The sequence below is a fragment of the Arsenicicoccus bolidensis DSM 15745 genome, assembly GCF_000426385.1.
Taxonomy (GTDB): domain Bacteria; phylum Actinomycetota; class Actinomycetes; order Actinomycetales; family Dermatophilaceae; genus Arsenicicoccus; species Arsenicicoccus bolidensis.
This window is the reverse complement of the sequence record NZ_AUFG01000002.1, coordinates 77,946-89,591: the sequence shown is the minus strand read 5'-3', so window position 1 is coordinate 89,591 and position 11,646 is coordinate 77,946. Positions and strand designations below refer to the sequence as shown.

Annotated in this window: 12 protein-coding genes; 2 read left to right on the top strand and 10 right to left on the bottom strand. The window is 71.9% G+C overall.

Annotation, left to right across the window (positions count from 1 at the left end; translation table 11 throughout):
* Positions 1-88 precede the first annotated feature (88 nt).
* The 6 genes from K313_RS0101795 to K313_RS0101770 all read right to left on the bottom strand — a co-directional run bounded on the left by K313_RS0101795 (position 89) and on the right by K313_RS0101770 (position 4,274).
* A complete protein-coding gene (locus K313_RS0101795; protein WP_029210178.1) occupies positions 89-625 on the bottom strand; it encodes a guanyl-specific ribonuclease in 537 nt (178 codons plus the stop codon).
* Positions 626-630: 5 nt separating this feature from the next.
* The gene (locus K313_RS0101790) at positions 631-1,155 is read right to left on the bottom strand and encodes a barstar family protein (protein ID WP_029210177.1); all 525 of its coding nucleotides are present in this window, start codon (positions 1,153-1,155) and stop codon (positions 631-633) included.
* A 226-nt stretch (positions 1,156-1,381) separates the two neighbouring features.
* The gene (locus K313_RS21920) at positions 1,382-2,011 is read right to left on the bottom strand and encodes a hypothetical protein (protein ID WP_029210176.1); all 630 of its coding nucleotides are present in this window, start codon (positions 2,009-2,011) and stop codon (positions 1,382-1,384) included.
* A 13-nt stretch (positions 2,012-2,024) separates the two neighbouring features.
* Positions 2,025-3,440 carry an adenylosuccinate lyase gene (purB, locus tag K313_RS0101780; protein WP_420804892.1) on the bottom strand — a complete coding sequence of 472 codons (1,416 nt, stop codon included), beginning with the start codon at positions 3,438-3,440 and terminating at the stop codon, positions 2,025-2,027.
* Positions 3,441-3,471: 31 nt separating this feature from the next.
* On the bottom strand, positions 3,472-4,068 hold the full coding sequence (locus K313_RS0101775; protein WP_029210174.1) for a hypothetical protein: 597 nt from the start codon (positions 4,066-4,068) through the stop codon (positions 3,472-3,474).
* Complete coding sequence (locus K313_RS0101770; protein WP_019285357.1) at positions 4,065-4,274, bottom strand: helix-turn-helix transcriptional regulator; 210 nt, start codon at positions 4,272-4,274, stop codon at positions 4,065-4,067. The genes K313_RS0101775 and K313_RS0101770 overlap by 4 nt, the downstream gene beginning before the upstream one ends.
* A gap of 494 nt (positions 4,275-4,768) precedes the next feature.
* On the opposite strand from K313_RS0101770, the gene K313_RS0101765 reads away from it, so the two are divergent.
* Together K313_RS0101765 and K313_RS0101760 are read left to right on the top strand one after the other, a co-directional pair.
* Positions 4,769-5,287: an Lrp/AsnC family transcriptional regulator gene (locus tag K313_RS0101765; protein WP_019285356.1), complete on the top strand. Its 519-nt coding sequence runs from the start codon at positions 4,769-4,771 to the stop codon at positions 5,285-5,287.
* 172 nt (positions 5,288-5,459) lie between these two features.
* On the top strand, positions 5,460-7,508 hold the full coding sequence (locus K313_RS0101760; protein WP_029210173.1) for an NAD(+) synthase: 2,049 nt from the start codon (positions 5,460-5,462) through the stop codon (positions 7,506-7,508).
* 548 nt (positions 7,509-8,056) lie between these two features.
* On the opposite strand, the gene K313_RS0101755 is transcribed toward K313_RS0101760, so the two are convergent.
* The 4 genes from K313_RS0101755 to K313_RS0101740 are packed head-to-tail and all read right to left on the bottom strand — an operon-like array spanning position 8,057 to position 11,542.
* Positions 8,057-8,788 (bottom strand): ABC transporter permease subunit, encoded by a 732-nt coding sequence (locus K313_RS0101755; protein ID WP_029210172.1) that lies wholly within the window; start codon positions 8,786-8,788, stop codon positions 8,057-8,059.
* The gene (locus K313_RS0101750; RefSeq protein WP_029210171.1) at positions 8,785-9,699 is read right to left on the bottom strand and encodes an ABC transporter ATP-binding protein; all 915 of its coding nucleotides are present in this window, start codon (positions 9,697-9,699) and stop codon (positions 8,785-8,787) included. The genes K313_RS0101755 and K313_RS0101750 overlap by 4 nt, the downstream gene beginning before the upstream one ends.
* The gene (locus tag K313_RS0101745; RefSeq protein ID WP_029210170.1) at positions 9,696-10,571 is read right to left on the bottom strand and encodes a hypothetical protein; all 876 of its coding nucleotides are present in this window, start codon (positions 10,569-10,571) and stop codon (positions 9,696-9,698) included. Before K313_RS0101745 ends, K313_RS0101750 begins: the two co-directional genes overlap by 4 nt.
* Positions 10,568-11,542 carry an ABC transporter ATP-binding protein gene (locus tag K313_RS0101740; protein WP_051273959.1) on the bottom strand — a complete coding sequence of 325 codons (975 nt, stop codon included), beginning with the start codon at positions 11,540-11,542 and terminating at the stop codon, positions 10,568-10,570. The genes K313_RS0101745 and K313_RS0101740 overlap by 4 nt, the downstream gene beginning before the upstream one ends.
* Positions 11,543-11,646 lie beyond the last annotated feature (104 nt).

Here is an 11,646-nt window from a genome sequence, read left to right as displayed (position 1 = left end):
ACCAGCCTGCACCACGCGGGCCCCGCGGCCCCAGGCTGTCCGGGCGGCGCCGGGCACCAGTCCTGTTCGCGAGTCCCATGGGCGGCAGTCAGGGCCGCGGGATCTCGCAGAAGCTCTCGTAGTGGTCGGCCGTGTAGTACCAGTGCAGCGGGCTGCGCGCCGCGCCGCCGCCGGTGATGATCCTGCGGGCGCCGCGGGTCGAGGCACCGGGCGTGGGCACGGTGTACTCCCGGTAGTAGCCGCGCTGCTCCAGCGGCAGCAGGCGCTCGCGGTTGCCGAAGGTCACGCCGTCGTTGCGCGGGTGCCGGAACGGGCCGCCCGCGCGGATCGCCTCGATCACCGGGGGCACCTGGGCGGGCAGCTCCTGCGGCGAGCAGGGTGGGATCGACCGGCCCGTCGACCGGGGGCTGTTCGACCGGGGACTGGTCGAGCGGGGACTGGTCGAGCGGGGACTGGTGGTGCCGGCCGTGCTGGTCGTGCTGGTCGTGGGGGTCGCAGGCCGTATGCCGGTGGCCGCCGTCGTCGTCGGGTCGCCGTCACCGCCCGGGGTGGCCGGAGTCGTGCACCCCGCGAGCAGCACGCCGCCGCCGAGCAGCAGGGCTGCGAGGCGGCGGGCGGACGGCATACGGCTCACTGGATCGCGGGATCCGTGGGGTCCATCCGCGCGGCGTCGGTGGCGGGGACGAGGACGGTCTCGAGGACGCGTTCGTGCTCGTCGCCGGTGACGGCGGCGTCACGCTCGGAGCGCCACAGGCCTTGGTGCGCCTCGGACAGGACCGACACGAGCTCGTCGAAGCCGGCCGGGTCCGCCTCGCGCAGCACGTGGGCCTCGGACCAGAGCAGGACGATGCGGCGGGTGCGCGGCCACCACAGGTCGAGGTCGCGCAGGGCGTCGACCAGCCCGTCGAGGTTGACGGCGGCCGACCCGGGCAGGCGCAGCGCGGCGGCGACGGCGGCCTGGCCCTGCCTCATCGTCGTGAGGTGGTCCCCCTTGATCGGCACGACGGCGAAGTCGTCGTCGAGCAGCAGCGCCCGCGCGCGTGAGGCGTCGACCGCCTCGTGGCCGATCCACCACACGCCCGGCGCCAGCACCTCGGCGTAGCGGCGCAGGCGGCGAGGCACCGTGACCCACGTGTCGATCGGGTTGGTGGACATGAGGAACCTCCTAGCGCGGACGCCGGCCGGACCCGTGGCCTGGCCTCCTCGTCAGTGTGCCCCCGGCGGCGGCCCACGTGCGGGACCTGCCCGCCATGCGGCCCGTGGCACCCCCAACCAGGTGATCACCGGACATCGGGGCTACTTCTGGTGGCTTTCACCACCAGGAGTAGCCCCGATGTCGGGTGCGGGGCGTCCCGCCATACGACGCTGGGTGCGGGGGCGATCAGCCGCCGACGCCGGCCTTGCTCTGGTCGGTCGTCTCCTCGATGGGGAGGCCGGCCTTCTGCGAGCTGCCGAGCACGGCCGAGACGAGCGCCTCGGTGGCGGCGATCGAGCTCAGGTCACCCTTGGTGATCTGATCCTTCATGGTGGTGGTCTGGTCCTTGAGCCTGCCGAGCGGTCCGCCGATGGCCTGGCAGAGCTGCGGGTCGGCCTTGACGTTCTCGTAGGCGTTGCTGATCAGCTTGACGTCGAGCGCGGCCACGGCGACGGCCTTGGCGATGGCGGTCCGGCGTCCCTGTGCGCCCTGCTGGAAGGCGCCCTCCTGGTAGGGCTTGTAGATCCAGCGGTGGAAGGTCCCGGCCGCGAGACCCACGTCGGCGACGAAGCGCGTCTTGGCGAACGTCCGCGTGGCCTCGGTCGGGCAGTCCGCGGGCGCGCTCGTCGGCGTCGCGGTCCCGGTCGCCGCGCTGGACGATGCGGCCGAGGCGGACGGCGAGGCGCCGGCGGCTGCGCTCGTCGTGCTCGTGCCGGCGGTCGTGGACGTGCCGCCGCCGCACGCCGACAGGGCCAGCACGGAGGCGCAGACGGGGGCGAGGACGGGCGCGGCGAGGCGCAGGCTGCTACGGGTCATGATGCCCATCCTGTCAGCCGAGGCGATCGACCAGCTCCGAGGCGTGGCCGACATAGGTCTGCGGGGTCATGGCGGCGAGCCGCTCCTCGACCTCCGTGGGCAGCCCCAGCCCGCGCACGAACTCCACGAGCTCGGTCTGCCCGATGCGGCGCCCGCGGGTCAGCTCCTTGAGCCGCTCGTAGGGGTTGTCCATCCCCGCGACGCCCTGCGCCCCGAGCGCCCGCATCGCCGACTGGACCGGCTCGCCGAGCACCTCCCAGTTGCCGTCGAGGTCGGCGGCCATGCGGGCCGGGACCGCGTCCAGACCGGCGAGGCCGCGAGCCACGTTGTCCAGGGCCAGCATCGAGTGGCCGTATGCCGTCCCGACGTTGCGCTGCATGGAGGAGTCGGTCAGGTCACGCTGCAGCCGCGACTGCACCAGCGTGTACCCCAGCACGTCGAGCAGCGCGCACGACACCTCGAGGTTGGCCTCGGCGTTCTCGAAGCGGATCGGGTTGACCTTGTGCGGCATCGTGCTCGACCCGACCGTGCCCTGGCCGCGCACCTGCGCGTAGTAGCCCATGGAGATGTAGGTCCAGAAGTCGGTGCACACGTTGTGCAGGATCCGGTTGAAGCGGGCGGTGTCGGCATACAGCTCGGCCTGCCAGTCGTGGCTCTCGATTTGCGTGGTGAGGGGGTTCCAGGTGAGGCCGAGCCCCTCGACGAAGGCCTCGGAGATCGCGGCCCAGTCGGCGTCGGGGACGGCGGCGAGGTGGGCGCCATACGTGCCGGTGGCGCCGTTGAGCTTGCCGAGGAACTCCTGGCCCTCGATCCGCCGCAGCTGCCGGCCGAGGCGGTGCGCCATGACGGCGATCTCCTTGCCCATGGTCGTGGGCGTGGCCGGCTGGCCGTGCGTGTGGGCGAGCAGCGGGACGTCGCGCAGCGCCCGCGCCATCTCGGCGAGCTGGTCCACGACCGACCGGGCCTTGGGCAGCCACACCTCGCGGACCGCCCCCTGGATCATCAGGGCATAGCTGAGGTTGTTGATGTCCTCGCTCGTGCAGCAGAAGTGGATGAGCTGCTTGAGCTGCGCGGCGTCGCCCGGGGCGATCCGGTCGACGCGGCGCTGCAGGTAGTACTCGACCGCCTTGACGTCGTGGACGGTCTCGCGCTCGATCTCGGCGAGCTCGGCGATGTCCTCGGCCCCGAAGTCGGTGACGACCGCTCGCAGCCGGGCAACCTCGTCGTCCGTGAGCCGGCGGACGCCCGGCACGACCTGGTGCTGCGTGAGGTGGATCAGCCACTCGACCTCGACGTGCACGCGCGTCCGGTTGAGCGCGGCCTCGGACAGGTGGTCGACCAGCGGCGCGACGGCCTTGCGATAGCGACCGTCGAGGGCACCGAGGGCGATGGGAGGGGTCACGTCAGCGAGGGAGGCCATGGTCGTCATTCTGCCAGCCAGGCCGTATGCCGCCCGCCGCTCAGTCCTCGTCGGGCAGCTCCCGGCGGTCGGACTCCTCGAGCTGGGCGCGAGCGGCCTTGCGCCGGCGGGCGTTGTCGATCAGCATCCACACGGTGCCGACGAGTCCTCCGCCGACGGCGCCGACCAGCATCGATCGGAGCCAGCCCCGCTGGTCGCCGCTCCCGGCGGGTGTGCTGAGGTCCGGGGACCAGTTCACGGGCAGCACGCCGTGGCCGTTCGTGACCCAGTAGTAGGTCGCGAGGACCCAGACCAGCACGGTGCCGAAGCTCGCGATGGTCGCCCACGTCGTCAGCCGCCCCGACCCTCGGCTCCCGAGCGCCTGGATGTCGACCCCCTTGGCCTTGGCGTAGCCCGTCATCGTGAGGGAGATCAGCACGGCCAGGATCCACAGGGCGAAGCCGACGGTGGGCAGTCCCGTGAGGGCCAGCAGGATCGTGAAGGCCATGAGCGCGACCAGGCCGACGGAGGCGGCGAGGGACGAGGCCGCGAGGACGACCGCGCGCTCGCGCTCGTCGCCGTAGGTCGGCGAGTCCAGGTTGAGGAACCGGTCGCCGAGCCGCTCGAGCCGGCCGGGCCGTGTGCTGCGCTGGGTCATGCGTGGTCCTCCTGGTCGAGGGTGAAGATCTCCTCCACCGTGGTGTGCAGGGCGCGGGCGGTGCGGAGGGCGAGATAGACGCTGGGTGCGTAGTCGCCGCGCTCCATCGCCACGACGGTCTGCCGCGAGACGCCGACGCTCGCGGCCAGGTCGGCCTGCGTGAGGCCGGCGGCCTGGCGGCGCGTACGCAGCGGACTGTCGGGCATCGCCCCTCCTGATCGCCGATGTCAAGGATGCTTGACTTCTCGACCGTATGCCGGGGGCGCCTCGCATGTCAAGGATTCTTGTCATCCGCCGGACCTACCTGAGGTAGTCACACTCGCCTGGCGTGCTAACGCCGGTCGATGTGACTACCTGGGGTAGGTCCGCATGCAGCAGGGGCGCCGACGGTGTCGTCGGCGCCCCTGGCGCTGGTGCTCTCGAGGAGGTCCGCAGCGGGTGCGCTGCCGGCTGGTCCGCCGCTCGGCCTCGTGGGCGTCGCGCCGTTCCTCTCGGGTCGACGCTCGTGGTGGTGAGGCCGGCCCGGGTCGTCGAGATGGTGTCCCGTCGACCCTGCTGACCTCGATCAGACCGTATGACGATCAACCTGCGCAACAGCCAACACCGTCATTGGTCGATATGATCGATCCGCGCGCGGCGAGGTGCGCAACATCGATCAGACCGACCACCGCGCGAGGGCGTGGTGGGACAGGAGGCGTTCATGGCCCTGGACGAGACCGACCGTCGGATCGTGCTGGCGCTCGACGAGGATCCCCGCATGACGGTGATGCTGCTCGCGCAGCGCACCGGCCTCGCCCGCGGCACGGTGCAGGCCCGGCTCGAGCGGCTGCGCGAGGACGGGGTCCTGCGACGGCACTCGTCCCGCGTCACGCCGGAGTCGTTGGGCTACGGCGTCTCGGCGCACGTGGCGGCCGAGCTCGACCAGCACCAGATCGACGCCGCCATCGCGTCGCTCAGCCGCATCCCCGAGGTCGTCGAGTGCATGGCGCCGGCCGGCGAGACGGACCTGCTGGTCCGCGTGGTGGCCACCGGCCCCGACGACCTCTATCGCGTCTCGGAGCTGATCCGCCTGTCGCCCGGCGTGATTCGCACCTCCACCACGATCTACCTGCGCGAGGTGATCCCCTATCGCACCGACCTGCTCGTGGCCCAGGGCGTCGCAGCGCAGCATCGCCCGCGCCGTGGCCGGGCCACCGGGCGGCGACCCCAGACGCGGTAGGCCCCTCCGCCATACGGCCCAGGATCCCCAACCGCCCGATCAGGCCTCCACCATTGGTCACCAGTGACGTTTTGGATCGTTCAAGCATGGCTCTGGGACGTCATTGGTGACCAATGGCGCGTGGAGGGGCGACCAGCAGGGCTCCGCGCGGGGTGGGTGGCAGGATGGCGGGATGCCAGCCGAGTCGTTCTACAGCGCCTACCACCACGGCTTCGCGCGCGTGGCCGCCTGCACCGCACCGACCGCGATCGCCGATCCCGCCCGCAACGCCGACTCGATCGTCGCCGTGGCGCGCGAGCTGCACGACGACGGTGTGGCGCTCGGCGTCTTCCCCGAGCTCGCGGTGTCGGGCTATGCGCTCGAGGACCTGCTCCTGCAGCAGCCCCTCCTCGAAGCGGTGGGTCGCGAGCTCACCCGCATCGTCGACGAGACCGCTTCGCTGACACCGGTGCTCGTCGTCGGCGCCCCGCTCGCCTGGCGCAACCGGCTCTACAACTGCGCCGTCGTCATCCACCGCGGACGCGTCCTCGGCGTCGCCCCCAAGTCCAACCTGCCGACCTACCGCGAGTTCTACGAGCGGCGGCACTTCGCACCCGGCGACGACGTCCGCGGCGAGATCGAGGTCGCAGGCGTCCGCGTGCCGTTCGGCCCGGACCTGCTCTTCGACGCGACCGACGTGCCGGGCTTCGTGCTGCACGTCGAGGTGTGCGAGGACATGTGGGTGCCCGTGCCGCCGTCGGCCGAGGCCGCGCTCGCCGGCGCCACGATCCTCGCCAACCTGTCCGGATCCCCGATCACGGTGGCCCGCGCCGAGGACCGCAAGCTCCTCGCGCGCTCCGCCTCGTCGCGGTGCCTGGCGGCATACCTGTATGCCGCGGCCGGCGAAGGTGAGTCGACCACCGACCTGTCCTGGGACGGGCAGACCTTCGTCTACGAGAACGGCGACCTGCTCGGCGAGTCCGAGCGCTTCCCGGCCGGCCCGGCCCGCTCGGTGGCCGACGTCGACCTGGAGCGGCTCGTGGCGGAGCGGCTGCGGCAGGGCACCTTCGACGACAACCGCCGCACCCACGCCGACCGCGTGTCCGCCTTCCGCACGGTCGAGTTCGCGCTCGAGCCGCCCACCGGCGACATCGGCCTGCGGCGCAAGGTCGACCGCTTCCCGTTCGTCCCGGACGAGGCGGAGCGGCTGGCGCTGGACTGCTACGAGGCCTACAACATCCAGGTGTCCGGGCTCGAGCAGCGGATGCGGGCGATCGGTCAGCCCAAGGCCGTGATCGGGGTCTCGGGCGGCCTGGACTCGACCCACGCGCTGCTCGTGTGCGCGCAGGCGATGGACCGGCTCGGGCGTCCGCGCAGCGACATCCTGGCCTACACGATGCCGGGGTTCGCGACGACCGAGCACACCAAGACCAACGCGCAGCGCCTCTCCGAGCAGCTCGGGGTGACCTTCGCCGAGCTCGACATCCGGCCGGCCGCCACGCAGATGCTGACGGACATGGGCCACCCCTTCGGGCGCGGCGAGGAGGTCTACGACGTCACGTTCGAGAACGTCCAGGCTGGGCTGCGCTACGACTACCTCTTCCGCCTCGCCAACCACCAGGGCGGCATCGTCGTGGGCACGGGCGACCTGTCCGAGCTCGCGCTCGGCTGGTGCACCTACGGCGTCGGCGACCAGATGTCCCACTACGGCGTCAACACCGGCGTGCCCAAGACGCTGATGCAGCACCTCATCCGCTGGGTCGTGACGTCGGGCCAGTTCTCGGACGAGGTGGGGGAGACCCTGACGTCGATCCTCGGCACCGAGATCACGCCGGAGCTCGTGCCGACGCGCGAGGGCGAGAAGCCCCAGTCGACCGAGGCGTCCATCGGCCCCTATGCGCTGCAGGACTTCTCGCTCTACCACGTGCTGCGGCGCGGCTACCGCCCGTCCAAGATCGCGTTCCTCGCGTGGCACGCCTGGCACGACGCCGAGGCAGGGGAGTGGCCGCCCGGGTTCCCCGAGGACCAGCGGGTCGCCTACGACCTGGCCGAGATCCGGCGCTGGCTCGAGGTGTTCTGCAAGCGGTTCGTGACGCAGCAGTTCAAGCGCTCGGCGCTGCCCAACGCCCCCAAGGTCGTCAACGGCGGCTCGCTGTCACCTCGCGGCGACTGGCGCATGCCCTCCGACGCCTCGCCGCGCCTCTGGCTGACCGAGCTGGAGGCCAACGTCCCCACCTCCTGACCTACCTCAGGTAGTCACATCGACCTGGGTTGGCACGCCAGGTCGATGTGTCGAACCCAGGCGGATCCCTGGCGCGTCCTCGTCGGGTGGAGAACGCCACCCATCACGGTGGCCGAATCCACCCGTTCCCTGGCTCGTCGTCATCGGGTGGAGAACGCTACTCATCACGGTGGCCGAGTCCACCCGATCGTGCGGGCGGGCCGGTCCTGACCCCTCCAGCCCGTATGGCGAGCCGCCCGCCGCCCCTCGTGGCCACCGCATGACGCGAGCCCGCGCCTCGGGTGCGCTGGGAGCGCTGGGAGCGCTGGGAGCGCTGACTGTGCACGGTGCGGGTCGTGGGGGCGTGCGGGGGCCGCGCTGGGAGCGCTGACTCTGCACGGCGCCGGCGTCGTGAACGTGCAGATGTGCGCTCCGAGCTCACGAACGTCCGATTTCGGCGCCTGAGACCGGCAGTTCGTGAGCTGCGAGCGCACGAACGCTGTCGGGAGCGCTCCGGGCAGGCGGGCGGCCTGACGTCGGCGAGATGTCCGGCCGGCACCGCGGCCAGGTCAGTCGTCCCCGGTGATCGACAGGCCGCGCAGGCGGTATGCCGCCCACGCGGTCCCCGCCACGAGCACCACGCCCGACGCGATCCAGGCATAGCCGAGGGGCGCGCTGTCGACGCTGATCACCGACATGTCGCCCGCCCAGCCGGCGATGCGGGTGCTCCACGACCGGATGCTGAGCCAGGAGATGCCCTCGAGCAGGGTGGCGAGGGCACCCTCCCAGACGAGGAGGTACATCAGGCCCCACACGACAGAGTGCTTGGTCATCGACGACAGCGCGAGGAACAGCGCCGAGTAGGCCACGGACGCCACCGCCGCACCCACCCCCCACCCGAGCGCCTTGCCGAGGTCGGTGTGGTCGAGGACCAGCGAGGCGAGCATCATCGGCACCGCCCCGAGCAGCAGCGTCGCCGTGATCGCGGTGATGAGCTTGCTGACGACGATGTGCCAGCGGGGGATCGGCTTGGACAGCAGGTAGGCGATGGTGCCGTCGTCCATCTCGTTGCCGAGCAGCTGGGCGGCGACGAGCAGGGCCAGCATGGGGACGACGACGGCGAGCCCGAGCCCGGACATGACGGCGCGTCCGAGGGTGCCGTCGGTGGACTGCGGCTCCCCGCCGGCCAGCCGGGCGAGCAGGCAGACCGCGAGGAGCACGAGCGGCAGCGCGAGCAGCCCGAGGGATCGGCTGCGGCCGAGCAGGGAGGAGAAGGCGAGGCGGATCACGGTGGGATTCATGAGGACACCAGGTAGGAGAAGACGCTCTCCAGCGACTCGTCGGTGGGGCTGACCTCGATCAGGCGGACCGAGAGGTCGCGCGAGACGCGGGGCAGCACGTGGGTGAACCGGCCGAAGTCGACGGCCTCGACGTCCAGACCGCCCTTGGGCCGCAACGAGACTCCGCGGACGCACGGGTCGGCGACCAGGGCGGCGGCGAGCCGGCGGTCGTCCGACGAGCGGACGACATAGTGGTTGGGTCGGTCGGTCATGAGACGCCGTATGGCGCCGAAGTCGCCGCTCGCCGCGTGGCGTCCGGCCACCACGACCTCGATCTGCCGGGCGACCTGCTCGACTTCCTCGAGGATGTGCGAGCTGAACAGCACGGTCCGGCCCTCGGACCCCATGCGCCGCAGGAGCTCCATGAGGTGCATCCGCTGGCGTGGGTCCATGCCGTTGAAGGGTTCGTCGAGCAGCAGCACGGCCGGGTCGTGGACGAGCGCGCTGGCCATCTTGATGCGCTGGCGCATGCCCTTGGAGTAGGTCCGGATGACCCGCGACGCCGGGTCGTTCATCTCGACGAGCTCCATCGCGGCCTCGGCGGCGGCGCCGGGGTCGGGCAGGCCGTGCAGCTCGGCGTTGGCCCGCACGAACGCCCGCCCCGTCAGGTGCTCCATGACGGACTCGCGCTCGGGCACGAGCCCGAGGTGGCGGTAGACGCCGGGGTTGCGCCAGGTGGGCTCGCCGTCGAGCGTCACCGACCCCGCCGAGGGGGACAGGAAGCCCGACATGAGCGCGATCAGGGTGGACTTGCCGGCGCCGTTGGGGCCGAGCAGGCCCGTGACTCCGGGTCCGATGTCCATCGTTATGTCGTTGACGGCGACGAGGTCGCCGAACCAGCGCGAGACCTGGTGCAGGGCGAGGGTGCTCATGCCGACCCCACCTTCGCGTAGCGGCGCAGGAGCAGCGCCGTCCCACCGAGGATCACGAGGGCCGCGACCCCGAGATAGACGGCCCCGTCGGCGAGGTCGCGCGGGGGTGCGAGGTTGGGCGCGAAGTCGAACCACCAGGTGCCGAGACCGCCCACCAGCGTCCACGGGCTCAGCGCGCCGGCCCACACGCCTTGGATGGGGGTGGAGCCGTCGGCGGACTGGGCGATGGCGGCGATCGAGTTGGCGACCCCCGAGCTGACGAACAGCGTGGCGACGATGGCCACGACGGCGATCCCGCGCCGGGTCGTGAGGCTCGACAGGAGCCCCCCGATCGCCGCGAGGAGGGCGGCCAGGAGCACCAGCAGGGGCAGGGTCTTGAGCATGTCGGTGGTCTGGGCCTGCCAGGGGAGCCGGCCGAGCAGGGCGCCCAGCCACAGCACGATCACCGGCAGCGTGACCACGATCAGGATGGCGGTGAACAGCGACGCCAGCCGGGTCAGGACATAGGTGCTGCGCCGCATCGGCCGGGCGAGGTAGAGCGGGAGGGTGCGGAACCGCAGGTCCCGCGAGAACAGCACGGGGGCCTGCGCGGCGACGAAGATCGCGGTGATCGTCTGCATGGTGTCGGCGTAGCGGTCGTAGGTCATCGGCAGCCGGTCCAGCTTGACGAATACCGTGATCGCGACCATCACCAGCGCCGGGAGCACGGAGACGGCCAGCAGGCCGAGGGGCAGCAGGCGGGATTTCATCGACCGGCCGAGGCCGAACGCGTGCCGCAGCCCGAGCACGTAGAGCGAGCGGGCGACGGCCCCCTCGTCGAGGCGCTCGCCGTCGTAGCCGCGGTAGCCGAGGTCGTGGATGCGGGCGGTCATGGCTGCGGCACCTCCTCGCGGATGGCGAAGACGTCCTGGATCCGGTGCCGTCCCTCCTGGATGCGCACCAGCCCCAGGTCGAGATCGATCACCGTGTCGCGCACCAGGTCTCGTATGTCGACCCCGCCGACCTCACCGCTGGGTGGCGGCACGACCTCGACGGCGTTGTCGACGGGGTGGCACTGCAGGCCACGCTCGGCGAGGGCCTGGCCGAGCCGGTCGCGGTCGGTCGCGGTGCCCAGCACCTCGACCAGCAGGGTGCCCGTCGCCTCGGTGAACTCCGACGTCGCCGAGGACCGCAGCAGCCGCCCGCCGTCCAGGACGATCACGTGGTCGCTGACCCGCTCGAGCTCGCCGAGCAGGTGGCTCGTGACGAGCACCGAGATGCCGAAGTCCGTCCCGATCCGCCGCACCAGGTCGAGCATGTCGTCCCGGCTGGCGGGGTCGAGGCCGTTGGTCGGCTCGTCGAGCAGGACGAGGTCGGGGTCGTGCACGAGCGCCTGGGCGAGCTTGGCCCGCTGCTTCATGCCGGTGGAGTAGCCGCCCATCACGCGGTAGCGCTCCTCGGCCAGCCCCACGTGCCGCAGCACGTCGGCCGCCCGTTCCCGGGCCACCGTGTGGGGCAGGCCCGACATACGGCCCATGTGCACGACGAACTCGCTGGCGCTGACGTCGGCCGGCAGGCAGTCGTGCTCGGGCATGTAGCCGACGCGGGCCCGGATCGACGCGCCCTCCGAGCGCACGTCGTGGCCGAGCACCTGCGCGTCGCCGCTCGTCGGGGGCAGCAGCCCCAGCAGCACCTTGATGAGGGTCGACTTGCCGGCGCCGTTGGCGCCGACCAGGCCCGTGACCCCGTCGCCCACGTCGAGATACAGATCGTCCAGCGCCCGGACCCGGGGGTACTCCATGGTGATGCCGCGTGTGCGGATCACCGGGGTCCCCCGGGCGACGCTCTCCCCCTCGGCTGTCATGCTCCTCACCCTAGGTGGGGCTCCTGGGGGCGGCCTATGGGTGATCCCCCTGACCCGCCGCGGGCCGAGGCATCGACCGGCCCTGGTTCCCCCGGCTGATGATC